This window comes from Rhizobium sp. BK661 (genome assembly GCF_024808825.1).
Taxonomy (GTDB): Bacteria; Pseudomonadota; Alphaproteobacteria; order Rhizobiales; family Rhizobiaceae; genus Rhizobium.
Window position 1 is genome coordinate 172,825 of record NZ_JANTYT010000006.1, and the last position, 17,368, is coordinate 190,192.

Annotated in this window: 14 protein-coding genes and 1 tRNA gene; 12 read left to right on the forward strand and 3 right to left on the reverse strand. The window is 58.6% G+C overall.

Features of this window, described 5'->3' with window-relative positions; all coding sequences use genetic code 11:
• Window positions 1–8: 8 nt before the first annotated feature.
• Complete coding sequence (locus tag FHX16_RS15200) at window positions 9–518, reverse strand: hypothetical protein (RefSeq protein ID WP_183751395.1); 510 nt, start codon at window positions 516–518, stop codon at window positions 9–11.
• A 277-nt stretch (window positions 519–795) separates the two neighbouring features.
• Between FHX16_RS15200 and tuf the strand changes: the two genes are divergently transcribed.
• The 12 genes from tuf (at window position 796) to rpoC (ending at window position 16,525) form a co-directional block, all read left to right on the forward strand.
• Window positions 796–1,971, forward strand: a complete 1,176-nt coding sequence (tuf, locus tag FHX16_RS15205) for an elongation factor Tu (protein WP_016558834.1) — start codon at window positions 796–798, stop codon at window positions 1,969–1,971.
• 180 nt (window positions 1,972–2,151) lie between these two features.
• Entirely contained in the window at window positions 2,152–2,985 is an 834-nt protein-coding gene (locus FHX16_RS15210; RefSeq protein WP_183859276.1) for a glycosyltransferase family 8 protein, read from the forward strand.
• Window positions 2,986–3,091: 106 nt separating this feature from the next.
• A complete protein-coding gene (locus tag FHX16_RS15215; protein ID WP_183859274.1) occupies window positions 3,092–3,985 on the forward strand; it encodes an NAD(P)-dependent oxidoreductase in 894 nt (297 codons plus the stop codon).
• A 140-nt stretch (window positions 3,986–4,125) separates the two neighbouring features.
• A tRNA-Trp gene (locus tag FHX16_RS15220) sits at window positions 4,126–4,201 on the forward strand.
• 189 nt (window positions 4,202–4,390) lie between these two features.
• Window positions 4,391–4,591 carry a preprotein translocase subunit SecE gene (secE, locus tag FHX16_RS15225; RefSeq protein ID WP_132592284.1) on the forward strand — a complete coding sequence of 67 codons (201 nt, stop codon included), beginning with the start codon at window positions 4,391–4,393 and terminating at the stop codon, window positions 4,589–4,591.
• Between the two features lie 17 nt (window positions 4,592–4,608).
• Complete coding sequence (gene nusG, locus FHX16_RS15230) at window positions 4,609–5,139, forward strand: transcription termination/antitermination protein NusG (RefSeq protein WP_016553540.1); 531 nt, start codon at window positions 4,609–4,611, stop codon at window positions 5,137–5,139.
• A gap of 169 nt (window positions 5,140–5,308) precedes the next feature.
• Window positions 5,309–5,740, forward strand: coding sequence for a 50S ribosomal protein L11 (gene rplK / locus FHX16_RS15235; protein WP_183859272.1), 432 nt, complete (start codon window positions 5,309–5,311; stop codon window positions 5,738–5,740).
• A 4-nt stretch (window positions 5,741–5,744) separates the two neighbouring features.
• Complete coding sequence (gene rplA / locus FHX16_RS15240; RefSeq protein WP_113363768.1) at window positions 5,745–6,443, forward strand: 50S ribosomal protein L1; 699 nt, start codon at window positions 5,745–5,747, stop codon at window positions 6,441–6,443.
• Window positions 6,444–6,772: 329 nt separating this feature from the next.
• Window positions 6,773–7,291 (forward strand): 50S ribosomal protein L10, encoded by a 519-nt coding sequence (rplJ, locus tag FHX16_RS15245; RefSeq protein ID WP_016553543.1) that lies wholly within the window; start codon window positions 6,773–6,775, stop codon window positions 7,289–7,291.
• Window positions 7,292–7,349: 58 nt separating this feature from the next.
• Complete coding sequence (gene rplL / locus FHX16_RS15250) at window positions 7,350–7,730, forward strand: 50S ribosomal protein L7/L12 (RefSeq protein WP_183759279.1); 381 nt, start codon at window positions 7,350–7,352, stop codon at window positions 7,728–7,730.
• Between the two features lie 257 nt (window positions 7,731–7,987).
• Window positions 7,988–12,127: a DNA-directed RNA polymerase subunit beta gene (gene rpoB / locus FHX16_RS15255; RefSeq protein WP_183859270.1), complete on the forward strand. Its 4,140-nt coding sequence runs from the start codon at window positions 7,988–7,990 to the stop codon at window positions 12,125–12,127.
• 186 nt (window positions 12,128–12,313) lie between these two features.
• Window positions 12,314–16,525, forward strand: coding sequence for a DNA-directed RNA polymerase subunit beta' (gene rpoC, locus FHX16_RS15260; RefSeq protein ID WP_016553545.1), 4,212 nt, complete (start codon window positions 12,314–12,316; stop codon window positions 16,523–16,525).
• A 329-nt stretch (window positions 16,526–16,854) separates the two neighbouring features.
• Here the strand turns inward: rpoC and FHX16_RS31545 are convergent, their stop codons facing one another.
• Window positions 16,855–17,001, reverse strand: a complete 147-nt coding sequence (locus FHX16_RS31545; RefSeq protein ID WP_405049286.1) for an NUDIX domain-containing protein — start codon at window positions 16,999–17,001, stop codon at window positions 16,855–16,857.
• Between the two features lie 38 nt (window positions 17,002–17,039).
• On the reverse strand, window positions 17,040–17,333 hold the full coding sequence (locus FHX16_RS15270) for a hypothetical protein (protein ID WP_007792012.1): 294 nt from the start codon (window positions 17,331–17,333) through the stop codon (window positions 17,040–17,042).
• Window positions 17,334–17,368: the final 35 nt, after the last annotated feature.

Below are 17,368 nucleotides of genomic sequence, written 5' to 3' on the forward strand. Positions count from 1 at the left end.
GCGTACCTCTAGCCCCACAGCAGCACAAACGGCGAAGCCAGCGCGATGATTCCGGCAATCGTCCAGCGCCTCTGTCCGCTGGCGCTCAGGTCTTCCCTTGAAAGCCACATGCGGACGGCAATGAAGCCGATGGCGATGATCGCGCTGTAGATGACCGCGCGCAGCAGGATCGACCAGCCGCCGCCGAAAAGGCCGATGGCGATGCCGAAGCCGGCCAGGGCGCCGAGGATGCCATATCCCACGTCGAACATCAGGGCTGTGGTGGCCGAAAGCGGCGTCAGCATTTTTGGGAAGGCGATCGCGAATGCGGCGGTGAGCAGCCATATGGCAACGATTGCCTGCAGTGTTGATGAGTTGACGATAGAGGTTGCCAGAGCCGGAAGACGCTCAGGCGAGGACAGGCGCAATACCTGTGCGACCCAGTCAATCGAAGCCGCAAGAATCCACAAGATGAATGCACAGCCTGCAAAGATCAGAAAGTTGCCTGCGGATCGTTTTGCAATTTCCTTAGGTTCCATGCCCAATCTCCAGATAGTGCTTCCCCGCCAGGACGGCAAATGAAGTAGTATCATATCCTTGGCTGCACTGCGCCCGCTCTTCGCGAATATCTCCTCACTGCCATCTGCAGTAGATATTGCCGAATGCATGCCCGCTTCCCATATGCGCCGGCATACGGGGAATCGGGCTAGGAATACGGTCCGCAATTAGGTCTTGCGCAATTTCCCCGAAAGCCTTAAACGGCGGCACTAAACCGGTTCGCCGGGGTCATCCATTTCGTTCACAGGAAGCATTCAAATGGCAAAGAGTAAGTTTGAGCGCAACAAGCCGCACGTTAACATCGGCACGATCGGCCACGTTGACCACGGCAAGACGTCTCTGACGGCAGCGATCACGAAGTACTTCGGCGAGTTCAAGGCGTACGACCAGATCGACGCTGCTCCGGAAGAAAAGGCGCGCGGCATCACCATTTCGACGGCACACGTCGAGTACGAGACCCCGAACCGTCACTATGCTCACGTTGACTGCCCCGGCCACGCCGACTACGTCAAGAACATGATCACCGGTGCCGCTCAGATGGACGGCGCGATCCTGGTTTGCTCGGCTGCTGACGGCCCGATGCCGCAGACCCGCGAGCACATCCTGCTCGCTCGTCAGGTTGGCGTTCCGGCGATCGTCGTGTTCCTCAACAAGGTTGACCAGGTTGACGACGCCGAGCTCCTCGAGCTCGTCGAACTGGAAGTTCGCGAACTGCTGTCGTCCTACGACTTCCCGGGCGACGACATTCCGGTCATCAAGGGCTCGGCTCTTGCTGCTCTGGAAGACTCTGACAAGAAGATCGGCGAAGACGCGATCCGCGAGCTGATGGCTGCTGTTGACGCCTACATCCCGACGCCTGAGCGTCCGATCGACCAGCCGTTCCTGATGCCGATCGAAGACGTGTTCTCGATCTCGGGCCGTGGTACGGTTGTGACCGGCCGCGTCGAGCGTGGCATCGTCAAGGTTGGCGAAGAAGTCGAAATCGTCGGCATCCGCCCGACCTCGAAGACGACGGTTACCGGCGTTGAAATGTTCCGCAAGCTGCTCGACCAGGGCCAGGCTGGCGACAACATCGGCGCTCTGGTTCGCGGTGTGAACCGTGACGGCGTTGAGCGTGGTCAGATCCTGTGCAAGCCGGGCTCTGTCAAGCCGCACAAGAAGTTCATGGCAGAAGCCTACATCCTGACGAAGGAAGAAGGCGGCCGTCATACGCCGTTTTTCACGAACTACCGTCCGCAGTTCTACTTCCGTACGACTGACGTGACCGGCATTGTTTCGCTTCCGGAAGGCACGGAAATGGTTATGCCTGGCGACAACGTCACGGTTGCCGTCGAGCTGATCGTTCCGATCGCGATGGAAGAGAAGCTGCGCTTCGCGATCCGCGAAGGCGGCCGTACCGTCGGCGCCGGCATCGTCGCTTCGATCGTCGAGTAAGCTTCGGATTATCCGGATCTAGAAGCTCCGCCGGAAGCAGCGGGGCCTATGCGTTGGGGCTGGGACATTGTCATGATGTTCCAGCCCCCTTGCGTTTGTGGGACGGCTCAAACTAAGTGATGGAAGGCATGGCTGGCTGCTTAGGGCCGCGCCGTGCGCTGACTTGGGGTATTCAGGTAAGTGATTATTGCATGCGCTATTGATCGCCGCTTCGCCGAGTTGGCTGGCGTGATGCTTTATTCCCTGGAGGTAAATGGTGACGTTCCAGATGCAGAGCTATGGGTCATCGGGGATGGCCTGAGGCAATCCGACAAGAACAAGATCCAGGCGTGCGCCTCGCGTCAGATCAATTTCTACGATCTAGACGACAGCACTGTTCAGCATATCGATGGGCTAAAGACAACGTCGAATTGGAGCAGGGTCGTCTATGCGCGCCTCTTCCTGCCGGCGCTGCTGCCATCGGATCGGGGCAATCTTCTCTATCTCGACGCTGACACTATGATTAAGGGTAGCCTGCGACCGCTGCAGGATATGGATATGTCGAGTGCGGTCGCTGCGGCTCTCGGTGGGCCATCCCGGCACAATCGGCAACTCGGTCGCCCGGAAACTGCCTTCTATCTTAATTCCGGCGTGGTTCTGCTGAACGTCGGTGAATGGCAGAAGCAAAACCTTACAAGGCGGGCCGTCGAACTCCTTCGCGGCGGTACTTTCGGTTTTCCGGACCAAGACGTGCTCAATCTTCTGGCTGAGGGCCAAACCATTGCCTTGGAGCCGAAGTGGAATCATCAGCACGCCAAGAGTATTCCGAGTGATGTCCGCATCATTCACTTCACCCACGCGAAACCGAACACGACCTATTGCATTCATCCTGAGAAGGCAACGTTCCTGGAATATCGCTCCAAGACACCTTGGGCCAATGCTCGGCTGCGGACCAGAATGGATCGACGCCTCAACCGCATCGCCCATTCGGTCAAGAGAAAATGGGATCGTCTGAACAAGGCGCTTCGAAGCTAGGCTGCAATATCGACTTGAACCTGTGTGAGAACGCGACACCAGCGATGGCCTTGCGCTTGATTGCAAAGGCTTTATCTATCCTTCCGATTTCGTATGGGAGGACATGATGAAAAAGCGCATTCTCTTCACTGGCGGTTCGGGCAAGGCAGGGCGTCATGCAGTGCCGTGGTTGGTCAACGCAGGTTATGAGGTTCACAACGTCGACCTGGTGCCGCTTGATAGCCCCGGCGTGACCAATCTGATCGCCGACATCACCGACAGCGGCCAGGTCTTCAATGCGCTTTCTATGCATCGGGACTTTCCTGATCTCGATGCGGGCAGGGGCGTCCAGCCATTTGATGCCGTCGTGCATTTCGCGGCGATCCCGCGCATCCTCATCAAGCCCGACAACGAGACCTTCCGCATCAACACGATGGGCACCTATAATGTCATCGAGGCGGCGGTGAAGCTCGGCGTCCGGAAGATCATCGTCGCTTCCAGCGAGACGACCTACGGCGTCTGTTTTGCCGAAGGTCATCGTGACTTCCACCAGTTTCCATTGGAGGAGGACTACGACGTCAACCCGATGGATTCCTACGGCCTCTCCAAAGTGGTGAATGAGAAGACGGCCCGTGCCTTTGCGGAGCGCTCTGGCTTCGACATTTACGCCTTGCGCATTGGCAACGTTATCGAGCCACACGAGTACGAACGGTTTCCGACCTACTTTGCCAATCCGGAGATGCGCAAGCGAATCGCCTGGAGCTATATCGATGCCCGCGATCTGGGGCAGATTTGCCATCTCTGCATCGAGAAGGACGGGCTCGGCTATCAGGTGTTCAACGCGGCGAACGACACCGTTTCGGCCAATACCCCGTCGAAGGAACTCGCCAGGCGATTCTATCCTGATGTGCCGTTCACGCGGGAGATCGGCGAATATGAAGGCCTGCTCTCCAACCGAAAGATCCGCGAAGTACTTGGCTTCAAGGAAGAGCACGACTGGCGCAAATACGTGAAGGCCTGATCGGAAGCCTTGCCGGTGATGCAGGATTGGAAAAATCGAAAAACGCACTTGCCAATCCTGCGCTCTCGCCTTAAAGGGAGCGCCATGCTTGCAATTGTGCTTCGCGGCCGGTCGGCCAAGAAGCTGAATGTAAAGCGTAAAGGGGTATAGCTCAGTTGGTAGAGCGGCGGTCTCCAAAACCGCAGGTCGTGGGTTCGAGCCCCTCTGCCCCTGCCATCTTTCTTGAACGAGTAGCGCGGATATTGCGCAGCCGCTCGGACGGAAAGGCGACGTATGGCTAAGTTCGCTAAACTTCGGTTTCCCTCTTGTGCAATTGGGAATCGATGTTTATGTAGGGTTCAACAGACACGCGGTGCGTGGGGCTGATATGTTCAGCTTTACGCGCCGTAATTGCGTGGGCAGTCGATGGCATCCAAATCTAATCCGTTTGCGTTTCTACAGCAGGTTCGCTCCGAGACGTCGAAAGTTACCTGGCCGTCGCGCCGCGAGACGATGATCTCGACGGTCATGGTGCTTGTAATGGTGATCTTTGCCGCGCTGTTCTTTTTTGCCGCTGACCAGCTGATTGGCTGGCTGTTGAGCTTCGTGCTTAACGTCGGCAATTGATCGGGTGGAGTAGTAACATGGCGGCACGTTGGTACATCGTCCACGCGTATTCGAATTTTGAGAAGAAGGTCGCGGAAGACATCGAGAATAAGGCTCGCCAGAAGGGCCTCGAGCATTTGTTCGAACGGATTCTCGTCCCGACTGAGAAGGTGGTTGAAGTGCGTCGCGGTCGCAAGGTCGATTCCGAACGCAAGTTCTTCCCGGGTTACGTTCTTGTTCGTGCCAATCTCACGGATGAAGCCTATCACCTGATCAAGAACACGCCGAAGGTCACTGGTTTCCTGGGCTCCGATAACAAGCCCGTTCCGATTCCGGATCATGAGGCCGAGCGCATTCTCGGTCAGGTTCAGGAAGGCGTCGAGCGGCCGAAGGCATCCGTTACCTTCGAGATCGGCGAGCAGGTTCGCGTTTCCGATGGCCCGTTCGCTTCGTTCAATGGCACGGTTCAGGATGTGGACGAAGAGCGTTCGCGCCTGAAGGTTGAAGTGTCTATCTTCGGCCGCGCTACGCCGGTCGAACTGGAATACGCTCAGGTCGAGAAGGTCTGAGCTCGGAAGTAAGTCACTAGTGACTTATTTCCTTGCGGCGGAAGCCGCAAACCGCGTGGAAGGTGAGGGGTCTTAGCCGGGCCTGTGATCCGCACCACGCAACCGCAGCCGCCGGAGAAATCCGGCATCACTGGCCGGGCAACCGGTCACCAATGAAAGGCAGAGAGATATGGCTAAGAAAGTTGCAGGCCAGCTCAAGCTTCAGGTCAAGGCAGGATCGGCAAACCCGTCCCCGCCGATCGGCCCGGCGCTTGGTCAGCGTGGCATTAACATCATGGAATTCTGCAAGGCGTTCAACGCCGCTACGCAGGAAATGGAAAAGGGTATGCCGATCCCGGTCGTCATCACCTATTACCAGGACAAGTCCTTCACCTTCGCGATGAAGCAGCCTCCGGTCAGCTACTGGCTGAAGAAGGAAGCGAAGATCACGTCTGGTTCGAAGACGCCTGGCAAGGGCGCTACCGTCGGCAAGCTCACCAAGGCTCAGATCAAGACGATCGCAGAAGCCAAGATGAAGGATCTGAACGCAGCGGATATCGAAGGTGCAATGGCGATGATCGAGGGCTCTGCCCGCGCCATGGGCCTGGAAGTGGTAGGATAAGACCATGGCTGGCAAGCGCACCAAGAAGATCAACGAAGGTGTTGATCCCACAAAGCTCTACGCTCTGAACCTTGCTATCGGCATGGTCAAGGAACGTGCTGTCGCGAAGTTCGATGAAACCATCGAAGTCGCCATGAACCTCGGCGTTGACCCGCGTCACGCAGACCAGATGGTCCGCGGCGTTGTCAACCTGCCGAACGGCACCGGCCGTGACGTTCGCGTCGCTGTCTTCGCTCGTGGCGCCAAGGCTGATGAAGCCAAGGCAGCTGGCGCAGATATCGTCGGCGCTGAAGAGCTCGTCGAAATCGTCCAGGGCGGCAAGATCGATTTCGATCGTTGCATCGCGACCCCGGACATGATGCCGCTCGTCGGCCGCCTCGGTAAGGTTCTCGGCCCGCGTGGCATGATGCCGAACCCGAAGGTTGGTACGGTTACGATGGACGTTGCTGGTGCCGTTAAGGCTTCCAAGGGCGGCGCTGTCGAGTTCCGCGTCGAAAAGGCTGGTATCGTCCACGCTGGTATCGGCAAGGCATCCTTCGATGCAAAGGCTCTGGAAGAAAACATCCGCGCCTTCGCTGACGCCGTCATCAAGGCAAAGCCGACTGGCGCCAAGGGCAACTACGTCAAGCGCGTAGCGATTTCTTCGACCATGGGCCCGGGCGTCAAGATCGACCCATCGTCCGTTACGGCCCCGGCCGCTTAATAAATTCGCCGGGCTTCGGCCCGGTTCAAGAATTCCGGCCTCGCAAGGGGCCGGAATATTCCGGAGAAATCCGGAATCCTGTCCGAGATTGCAGGTGGTTTTCCCTTAATCACTTGGCCTGCATGAGACGGGTAAGACCCGAATTGCATGAAGTTTTGCTTCTAGGAATTTGGTTCGAGCCTTGGATGCCTTGTGCCTTCGGCCTTTCTTTGGCGCGAAGCGCGAGGGGACAGGATCCTCAAGCGTCGCTTGGGATCGCTTCTGATCCCAGGAGGCAAAAGGCAACCCGGTAGGGCCCGTGAAAAGGTCCTGCCAACTGGAGATAGGCAGTGGAAAGAGCGGAAAAACGCGAATTCGTCACGGAACTGAACGAAGTCTTCAAGGCTTCGGGCTCGGTTGTCGTGGCCCACTATGCTGGTGCTACAGTCGCGCAGATGAACGACTTCCGTTCCAAGATGCGCGCAGCTGGCGGTACCGTCAAAGTCGCGAAGAACCGCCTGGCCAAAATCGCCCTTCAGGGTACGGAAGCGGAAGGGATCTCTGGTCTCTTCACCGGTCAGACGCTCATTGCATACAGCAATGACCCGATCACCGCTCCGAAAGTCGTCGTGGATTTCGCCAAGACCAACGATAAGATCGTTGTTTTGGGCGGCGCCATGGGAACAACGACGCTCAACGCTGACGCAGTCAAGTCGCTTGCGACCCTGCCTTCGTTGGACGAACTGCGCGCGAAGCTGCTGGGCATGATCCAGACACCGGCTACCCGCATCGCAGGCGTTGTTGCAGCACCGGCAAGCCAGCTTGCTCGCGTGTTTTCGGCTTACGCCAAGAAGGACGAAGCCGCATAAGGCGGTTTTTTGCTGTTTATAAACAACCGGTTCGAACCGAACAAAAGGAACTGATAACATGGCTGATCTCGCAAAGATCGTAGACGACCTCTCCTCGCTGACCGTTCTGGAAGCAGCAGAGCTTTCCAAGCTTCTCGAAGAAAAGTGGGGCGTTTCCGCTGCTGCTCCGGTAGCTGTTGCTGCCGTTGCTGGCGGTGCAGGCGCTGCTGCTGCTGCTGAAGAAGAAAAGACCGAGTTTGACGTTATCCTGGCTGACGCCGGCGCTAACAAGATCAACGTCATCAAGGAAGTCCGCGCCATCACCGGTCTCGGCCTGAAGGAAGCTAAGGACCTCGTTGAGGCCGCTCCGAAGGCTGTCAAGGAAGGCGTTTCCAAGGCTGAAGCCGCTGACATCAAGAAGAAGCTTGAAGACGCTGGCGCTAAGGCCGACGTTAAGTAATCTTCGACTGCATCTGGGAGGTGGGGTTTCCCGCCTCCCATTTGCCGTTTTGTAGAACAAATTACCCAAAAGCCGCGTGAAAACGGCTTTTGGGTAATGGGTTCTTCAAGAGGATGGTCTCGAACCGAGACGCGAAGGCAATCCGGCCTCGTGATTTTGGGAAGTGAGACGAGATTGAATTACTCATGATTGACGGGGTCGACTGGCCATCGGTTCCCGTCCGTTGCAGGCCCGGATGCAATTTTGAAGGAGCGACGATGGCTCAGACCCTTTCGTTCAATGGTCGTAGGCGCGTACGCAAGTTTTTCGGTAAGATCCCAGAAGTCGCAGAAATGCCGAACCTCATCGAGGTTCAGAAGGCATCGTATGATCAATTCCTGATGGTTGAAGAGCCCAAGGGCGGTCGCCCTGACGAGGGCCTTCAGGCTGTCTTCAAGTCCGTTTTCCCGATCACGGATTTCTCCGGCGCTTCTATGCTGGAATTCGTGTCCTACGAATTCGAGCCGCCGAAGTTCGACGTCGACGAATGCCGCCAGCGCGACCTGACCTACGCCGCGCCGCTGAAGGTTACTCTCCGTCTGATCGTGTTCGATATCGACGAGGATACGGGCGCGAAGTCCATCAAGGACATCAAGGAACAGTCCGTCTACATGGGCGACATGCCGCTCATGACCAACAACGGTACGTTCATCGTCAACGGCACCGAGCGCGTTATCGTGTCCCAGATGCACCGTTCGCCGGGCGTGTTCTTCGATCACGACAAGGGCAAGAGCCACTCGTCCGGCAAGCTTCTGTTTGCCGCTCGTGTTATCCCGTATCGCGGTTCCTGGCTCGACATCGAGTTCGACGCCAAGGACATCGTCTATGCCCGTATCGACCGTCGCCGCAAGATCCCTGTGACCTCGCTGCTGATGGCGCTCGGCATGGACGGCGAAGAGATTCTGTCGACCTTCTACACGAAGTCCGACTATAAGCGCGACGGCAAGGGCTGGCGTATTCCGTTTACGCCTGAGACCCTCAAGGGTGCCAAGGCGATTACCGAAATGGTCGACGCCGACACCGGCGAAGTCGTTGTCGAAGCCGGCAAGAAGCTGACCCCGCGTCTGCTCCGCCAGCTCGCCGACAAGGGCCTCAAGGCTCTGAAGGCAGCCGACGAAGACCTGTACGGCAACTACCTTGCCGAAGACATCGTCAACTACTCGACGGGTGAAATCTACCTCGAGGCCGGCGATGAAATCGACGAGAAGACGCTCGCTGTCATCCTGTCGCACGGCTTCGAAGAGATCCCGGTTCTCGGCATCGACCACATCAATGTCGGCGCCTACATCCGCAACACGCTGAACGCCGACAAGAACGAGAACCGTCAGGACGCTCTGTTCGACATCTACCGCGTCATGCGTCCGGGTGAACCGCCGACCATGGACTCGGCCGAAGCCATGTTCAACTCGCTGTTCTTCGATGCGGAGCGTTACGATCTCTCCGCCGTTGGCCGCGTCAAGATGAACATGCGTCTCGACCTCAGCGTCGAAGACACTGTCCGCATCCTGCGCAAGGACGACATCCTGGCCGTGGTCAAGATGCTGGTCGAACTGCGCGACGGCAAGGGCGAGATCGACGACATCGACAACCTCGGCAACCGCCGCGTTCGCTCCGTCGGCGAGCTGATGGAAAACCAGTACCGTCTCGGCCTGCTCCGCATGGAGCGCGCGATCAAGGAACGTATGTCCTCGATCGAAATCGACACGGTCATGCCGCAGGATCTGATCAACGCGAAGCCGGCAGCAGCTGCCGTCCGTGAATTCTTCGGCTCGTCGCAGCTGTCGCAGTTCATGGACCAGGTAAACCCGCTTTCGGAAATCACCCACAAGCGCCGTCTCTCGGCTCTTGGCCCGGGCGGTCTTACCCGCGAGCGCGCAGGCTTCGAAGTCCGCGACGTTCACCCGACCCACTACGGCCGTATTTGCCCGATCGAAACGCCGGAAGGCCCGAACATCGGTCTGATCAACTCTCTTGCGACCTTCGCGCGCGTCAACAAGTACGGTTTCATCGAAAGCCCGTACCGCCGCATCGTCGATGGCAAGGTAACGAACGACGTTCTTTATCTCTCCGCCATGGAGGAAGCGAAGTACTACGTCGCACAGGCGAACGCCGAGCTCGGCGCCGACGGTTCCTTCACCGACGAATTCGTCGTTTGCCGTCACGCTGGCGAAGTTATGCTCGCTCCGCGCGACAGCATGAACCTGATGGACGTTTCGCCGAAGCAGGTCGTTTCGGTCGCTGCGGCGCTCATCCCGTTCCTGGAAAACGACGACGCCAACCGCGCTCTCATGGGCTCGAACATGCAGCGTCAGGCCGTTCCGTTGCTACGCGCTGAAGCTCCGTTCGTCGGCACCGGCATGGAGCCGGTCGTCGCTCGCGACTCCGGTGCTGCTATCGGCGCCCGCCGCGGCGGCGTAGTCGACCAGGTCGACGCGACGCGTATCGTTATCCGTGCGACGGAAGACCTCGAAGCTGGCAAGTCCGGCGTCGATATCTACCGCCTGCAGAAGTTCCAGCGTTCGAACCAGAACACCTGCGTCAACCAGCGTCCGCTGGTCACCGTCGGTGACGTTGTCAACCGCGGCGACATCCTCGCCGACGGCCCGTCGACGGATCTGGGCGATCTCGCACTCGGCCGCAACGCGCTCGTCGCGTTCATGCCGTGGAACGGTTATAACTACGAAGACTCGATCCTGCTCTCCGAGCGTATCGTTGCTGACGACGTGTTCACCTCCATCCACATCGAAGAGTTCGAAGTGATGGCCCGTGACACCAAGCTTGGTCCGGAAGAAATCACGCGCGACATTCCGAACGTTTCGGAAGAAGCGCTGAAGAACCTCGACGAAGCAGGTATCGTCTACATCGGTGCCGAAGTTCAGCCGGGCGATATCCTCGTCGGCAAGATCACGCCGAAGGGCGAAAGCCCGATGACGCCGGAAGAAAAGCTCCTGCGCGCCATCTTCGGTGAAAAGGCTTCCGACGTCCGCGACACGTCGATGCGCATGCCGCCCGGCACCTACGGCACGATCGTCGAAGTCCGCGTCTTCAATCGCCACGGCGTTGAGAAGGACGAGCGCGCGATGGCTATCGAGCGCGAAGAGATCGAGCGTCTTGCAAAGGACCGCGACGACGAGCAGGCGATCCTCGACCGTAACGTCTACGGTCGTCTGGTCGACATGCTGCGCGGTCAGGTCGCGATTGCCGGCCCGAAGGGCTTCAAGAAGGGCACGGAACTGGCGAACAACGTCGTTTCCGAATATCCCCGCTCGCAGTGGTGGATGTTTGCCGTCGAAGACGAAAAGGTCCAGGGCGAACTCGAAGCGCTCCGCGGCCAGTACGACGAATCCAAGTCGCGCCTTGAACAGCGCTTCATGGACAAGGTCGAGAAGGTCCAGCGCGGCGACGAAATGCCTCCGGGCGTCATGAAGATGGTCAAGGTCTTCGTTGCTGTTAAGCGCAAGATCCAGCCAGGCGACAAGATGGCCGGCCGTCACGGCAACAAGGGTGTCGTGTCGCGCATTGTTCCGGTCGAAGATATGCCGTTCCTGGAAGATGGCACGCATGTTGACGTCGTTCTGAACCCGCTGGGCGTGCCTTCGCGCATGAACGTCGGTCAGATCCTCGAGACGCATCTCGGCTGGGCTTGCGCCGGCATGGGCCGCCAGATCGGCGACATGCTGGAAGCCTACAGGGCGAGCGGCAACATCGAGCCTCTGCGCAAGACGATCGGCGACGTTGTCGGCGACGGTCCGAAGGCGGAACAGGTCAAGGACTTCGACGATGACTCGGTCCTGCGTCTGGCTGACCAGTGGAAGCGCGGCGTTTCGATTGCAACGCCGGTCTTCGACGGTGCGCATGAAGGTGACGTCAACGCTATGCTGGCTCTGGCTGGGCTCAAGGAAAGCGGTCAGTCGACCCTGTACGATGGCCGTACCGGCGAGCAGTTCGACCGCCAGGTCACGGTTGGCTACATCTACATGCTGAAGCTGAACCACCTGGTTGACGACAAGATCCACGCTCGTTCGATCGGTCCTTACTCGCTCGTTACCCAGCAACCGCTGGGCGGCAAGGCGCAGTTCGGCGGTCAGCGCTTCGGCGAAATGGAAGTCTGGGCTCTGGAAGCATACGGTGCGGCCTACACGCTGCAGGAAATGCTTACGGTCAAGTCGGACGACGTCGCCGGCCGTACCAAGGTCTACGAAGCCATCGTCCGTGGCGACGATACGTTCGAAGCCGGTATTCCGGAAAGCTTCAACGTTCTCGTCAAGGAAATGCGCTCGCTGGGTCTCTCCGTCGAACTCGAGAATTCGAAGGTCGAGGAGCAGCAGGCCAGCCAGTTGCCGGACGCTGCCGAGTAACCACCAATAGGGTGTGCGCTGTCATGCAGCGCACACCGTTCCCGCTCTGGCCCCGTATGTGTCGGCCGGGCAGGGACGATTTCGCCGCATTCTGCGGTTATTGTCGTTTTGAGCGTTGGCGCGGCTCCCGGGATTTGCCGCCGTCCATGCAAGATAAGGGCGCATTCGCCCATGAAGGAGACAGGCATGAACCAAGAGGTCATGAATCTTTTCAATCCGCAGGTGCCTGCACAGAACTTCGATTCCATCCGGATTTCGATTGCTTCTCCGGAGAAGATTCTTTCCTGGTCTTACGGTGAGATCAAGAAGCCGGAAACCATCAACTACCGTACGTTCAAGCCGGAACGCGACGGTCTCTTCTGCGCGCGTATCTTCGGACCGATCAAGGACTACGAGTGCCTGTGCGGTAAGTACAAGCGCATGAAGTACAAGGGCATCATCTGCGAAAAGTGCGGCGTCGAAGTCACGCTGTCGCGCGTTCGCCGTGAGCGCATGGGCCACATCGAGCTCGCAGCTCCCGTTGCCCACATCTGGTTCCTGAAGTCGCTGCCGAGCCGTATTTCGACGCTGCTCGACATGACGCTGAAGGATGTCGAGCGCGTTCTCTACTTCGAAAACTACATCGTCACCGAGCCGGGCTTGACTGCTCTCAAGGAGCACCAGCTCCTCTCGGAAGAAGAGTACATGCTCGCCGTCGACGAATACGGCGAAGACCAATTCACGGCCATGATCGGTGCTGAAGCGATCTACGAGATGCTGGCCTCGATGAACCTCGAAAAGATCGCTGGCGATCTGCGCTCCGAGCTTGCCGACACCACGTCGGATCTCAAGCAGAAGAAGCTGATGAAGCGCCTGAAGATCGTCGAGAACTTCATGGAGTCCGGCAACCGTCCGGAATGGATGATCATGAAGGTCGTTCCGGTCATCCCGCCGGACCTGCGTCCGCTGGTTCCGCTCGATGGCGGCCGTTTCGCAACGTCGGACCTCAACGATCTGTATCGTCGCGTCATCAACCGTAACAACCGTCTGAAGCGCCTGATCGAACTGCGCGCTCCGGGTATCATCATCCGCAACGAAAAGCGCATGCTGCAGGAATCTGTAGATGCGCTGTTCGATAACGGCCGTCGCGGCCGCGTCATCACCGGCGCCAACAAGCGTCCGCTGAAGTCGCTGTCCGACATGCTGAAGGGCAAGCAGGGCCGCTTCCGTCAGAACCTGCTCGGCAAGCGCGTCGACTATTCCGGTCGTTCGGTCATCGTGACAGGTCCGGAACTGAAGCTGCACCAGTGCGGTCTTCCGAAGAAGATGGCGCTCGAACTCTTCAAGCCGTTCATCTACGCCCGCCTCGACGCCAAGGGTTACTCCTCGACCGTCAAGCAGGCCAAGAAGCTGGTTGAAAAGGAAAAGCCGGAAGTTTGGGATATCCTCGACGAGGTCATTCGCGAGCATCCGGTTCTCCTGAACCGCGCACCGACGTTGCACCGCCTGGGCATCCAGGCCTTCGAACCGATCCTGGTCGAAGGCAAGGCGATCCAGTTGCATCCGCTCGTCTGCACGGCCTTCAATGCCGACTTCGACGGTGACCAGATGGCCGTTCACGTGCCACTGTCGCTCGAAGCCCAGCTTGAAGCCCGCGTTCTGATGATGTCGACGAACAACATCCTGCACCCTGCAAACGGTGCACCGATCATCGTTCCGTCGCAGGACATGGTTCTCGGCCTGTACTACCTCGCGATCATGAATCAGAACGAGCCGGGCGAAGGCATGGCCTTCTCCGACCTCGGCGAACTGCATCATGCGCTAGAAACCAAAACCGTTACGCTGCACACCAAGATCCGCGGTCGCTTCAAGTCGATCGACGAGGACGGCAAGCCGTACTCTAAGATTTACGAAACGACGCCGGGCCGCTTGCTCATCGGCGAGCTCCTGCCGAAGAACGGCAAGGTGACCTTCGACGTCTGCAACCAGGAAATGACCAAGAAGAACATCTCCAAGATGATCGACACGGTCTACCGCCATTGCGGCCAGAAGGACACGGTCATTTTCTGCGACCGCATCATGCAGCTCGGCTTCAGCCATGCCTGCCGCGCCGGTATTTCGTTCGGCAAGGACGACATGGTCATTCCGGAAACCAAGGCAAAGATCGTTGGCGACACCGAAAACCTGGTCAAGGAATACGAGCAGCAGTACAACGACGGCCTGATCACTCAGGGCGAGAAGTACAACAAGGTCGTTGACGCCTGGGGCAAGGCAACCGAAAAGGTCGCTGAAGACATGATGGCCCGCATTAAGGCTGTCGAGTTCGATCCGAACACCGGTCGTCAGAAGCCGATGAACGCCATCTACATGATGTCGCACTCGGGTGCCCGTGGTTCACCGAACCAGATGCGTCAGCTGGGCGGCATGCGCGGCCTCATGGCCAAGCCGTCGGGTGAAATTATCGAAACGCCGATCACGTCGAACTTCAAGGAAGGTCTGACAGTCAACGAGTACTTCAACTCGACGCACGGTGCCCGTAAGGGTCTGGCAGACACCGCGCTGAAGACGGCTAACTCCGGTTACCTGACCCGTCGTCTCGTCGACGTCGCACAGGATTGCATCGTCAACCTCGTGGATTGCGGTACCGACAAGGGCCTCACGATGACCGCCATCGTCGATGCCGGTCAGGTCGTTGCCTCGCTCGGCGCGCGTATCCTCGGTCGTACGGCCCTGGATGATATCGATCATCCGGTTACCGGCGAGCGTCTTGTCGACGCCGGCAAGATGATCCTCGAGCCCGATGTCATCGAGATCGAAAAGGCTGGTATCCAGTCGATCCGCATCCGTTCGGCCCTGACCTGCGAAGTGCAGACCGGTGTTTGCTCGGTTTGCTACGGTCGCGACCTTGCACGCGGTACGCCCGTCAACATGGGCGAAGCAGTTGGCGTTATCGCGGCTCAGTCGATCGGCGAGCCAGGCACGCAGCTCACCATGCGTACGTTCCACCTTGGTGGCACGGCAAATGTGGTCGACCAGTCGTTCCTGGAAGCCTCGTACGAAGGTACGATCCAGCTCAAGAACCGCAACGTTCTGCGCAACTCGGAGAACGTCCTGGTCGCGATGGGCCGCAACATGACCGTCCAGATCCTGGATGAGCGTGGTGTCGAGCGCTCCTCTCAGCGCGTTGCTTATGGTTCGAAGCTGCACGTCGACGAAGGCGACAAGGTCAAGCGCGGTCAGCGTCTGGCAGAGTGGGACCCCTACACCCGTCCGATGATGACGGAAGTGGCCGGTACCGTTCAGTTCGAAGACGTTGTCGACGGTCTCTCGGTTCTCGAAGCGACCGACGAATCCACGGGCATCACCAAGCGTCAGGTCATCGACTGGCGTTCGACCCCGCGCGGTTCGGACCTCAAGCCGGCGATCGTCATCCTTGATGCAAGCGGCAACGTCGTTAAGCTGCCGCGCGGTGCAGATGCACGCTTCCAGCTGTCGGTCGATGCGATCCTGTCGGTCGAGCCCGGTCAGAAGGTGTCCCAGGGTGACGTGCTTGCGCGTTCGCCGCTGGAAAGCGCCAAGACCAAGGACATCACCGGTGGTCTGCCGCGTGTTGCCGAACTGTTCGAAGCTCGTCGTCCGAAGGACCACGCGATCATCGCTGAGATCGATGGTACGATCCGCCTCGGCCGCGACTACAAGAACAAGCGTCGCATTATCATCGAGCCGGCGGAAGACGGTGTCGAGCCTGTCGAATACCTGATCCCGAAGGGCAAGCCCTTCCACCTTCAGGAAGGCGACTATATCGAAAAGGGTGATTACATCCTCGACGGTAACCCGGCTCCGCACGACATCCTGGCGATCAAGGGCGTCGAAGCACTCGCTTCTTACCTGGTCAACGAAATCCAGGAAGTCTATCGCTTGCAGGGCGTTGTCATCAACGACAAGCACATCGAAGTGATTGTTCGTCAGATGCTGCAGAAGGTGGAAATCACCGATGCAGGCGACTCGACCTATATCGTCGGCGACAACGTCGACCGTATCGAGCTCGAAGATGTCAACGATGCACTGATCGAGCAGGGCAAGAAGCCTGCTTACGGCGATCCGGTTCTGCTCGGTATCACCAAGGCGTCGCTGCAGACACCGTCGTTCATCTCGGCTGCGTCGTTCCAGGAGACCACCAAGGTTCTCACGGAAGCTGCGATCGCCGGCAAGACCGACGGCTTGCAGGGTCTGAAGGAAAACGTCATCGTCGGTCGCCTGATCCCGGCGGGTACTGGTGGCACGATGACCCAGATCCGCCGCATCGCCACGTCGCGCGACGAGATGATCCTCGAAGAGCGCCGCAAGGGCACGGGTGCGGATGTCGCAACCCCGATGCTGCAGGATCTCGCAGGCGAGAGCGCACCTGCTGCCGAATAATCGGCAGTCTGGTTCTCAGAATTAAGAAAGCCGCCCGGAGCGATCCGGGCGGCTTTTGTTTTGGGTTCGTGCGACGTTTCAGCTAAGCAGGGGCAGTCCATGCTGCATGCCATAGCCCAGCCACGTTCGGGCGTCGTCGAAATTTGAGCCAGAAGAAACGGAAGAGGATTGGACCACCGCCGCGAGCGGCGTCATTTCCTGACGCAGCCAGGTGGCGGATTGTTCGCCCTTGAGGGGAGTGTGGAAGTAGTGCCGTCGGTGCCGAACCTCGGTTCCGCTTTGGCAAAGCAATAGTCGTGAACGGTAAGAGGGGTGAGGGGCGTTTCCGGTCAGATACCGGTCTCTTCATAGAATTCGCGAAGTGCTGCGGTGGCTATATCTTCGTCGGTCTCCACTGTGCCGCCTGGAGCCTGAAGCTCGCGCTCCGGAACGTCGGGGCATGTCGAAAACCGGGAGCCGGTTGCGCCAGGTGGCATAGTTCAGCACCTTGAGCGCATCCGGCTTCATCGGAGTCTCAGCTGAAACGGATGATCGCGACTTCGCCGTCGACCGCGCCCTGATAGGCGGAAGCGTGTGGCTCCTCTTCCGGCACTTCGGTCAGCATGCCGATCTGGTCGAGGTCGGCCTCGATGAAGCCTTCCTCGGCGAGGGCATTCAGGGCCTCACGCACGGCGCTGTCGTCATCGGCGGCCTTGAGCATTATGTGGAGGTCGACGCCGTCGCTGTCATCGGACTGATAGCCCTTGCCGATGATGATGAAGACCATCGGTCCTTCGGAATTGTTGTCGTTGTCGGGGGCGGTAATCATCGGATGTCCTTCGATTCGAGATTTGAATCTGATTT